We start from the raw sequence: 631 nt of genomic DNA, 5'->3' as shown, positions 1-631 counted from the left end.
GGGGGCCGGGCCGCGGCCGCGATGGTCGACGAGGCGCACGGCGAGGTGAAACTGGCCCTTCAGGAGCTGCGCGACCTCGCCCGCGGCATCCACCCGGCGGTGCTGACGGACCGGGGCCTGGACGCGGCGCTGTCGTCGGTCGCGGCGCGCTGCACCGTGCCGGTGCGGGTCTCCGTGGACCTGCCGGAGCGGCCGGCGGCCGCCATCGAGGGCATCGCCTACTTCACCGTCTCCGAGCTGCTCCAGAACATCAGCAAGCACAGCGGCGCCCGGACGGCCTCGGTCGAGGTGCGGCGGACGGATGAGCGGCTGCTGATCCAGGTACGGGACGACGGGCGCGGCGGCGCGAGCCCGGGCGGGGGCAGCGGCCTGGCCGGGCTGGCGGAGCGGCTCGGCTCGGTCGACGGCCTGTTCGTGGTGGACTCGCCGGTGGGCGGGCCGACGGCGGTGACCGCCGAGCTGCCATGGCGCGACCGCGAGGCGGTAGGCCCAGGCCTACCCCGGCGGTAGGGCTAGCCCCACGGTGAGGACGCCTACCTGCTCCATGGTCCGGCGCCGGGCGGTCCGGGAGCCTTGAGGTACACGACGCAGCACCACCGGAGACCACGCACCACCGGAGGCCACGCGCCAC

General features: G+C 76.1%; 1 protein-coding gene. It reads left to right on the top strand.

Annotated elements, in window-relative coordinates; genetic code table 11:
* Nucleotides 1-510: sensor histidine kinase (locus BBH68_RS15885; RefSeq protein ID WP_425428817.1), on the top strand; the 510-nt coding region annotated here is incomplete at its 5' end.
* Nucleotides 511-631 lie beyond the last annotated feature (121 nt).

This window comes from Streptomyces sparsogenes, from assembly GCF_001704635.1.
Classification (GTDB): domain Bacteria; phylum Actinomycetota; class Actinomycetes; order Streptomycetales; family Streptomycetaceae; genus Streptomyces; species Streptomyces sparsogenes.
Note: the sequence above shows the minus strand (reverse complement) of the source record. Positions and strands in the feature narration are given on the sequence as shown.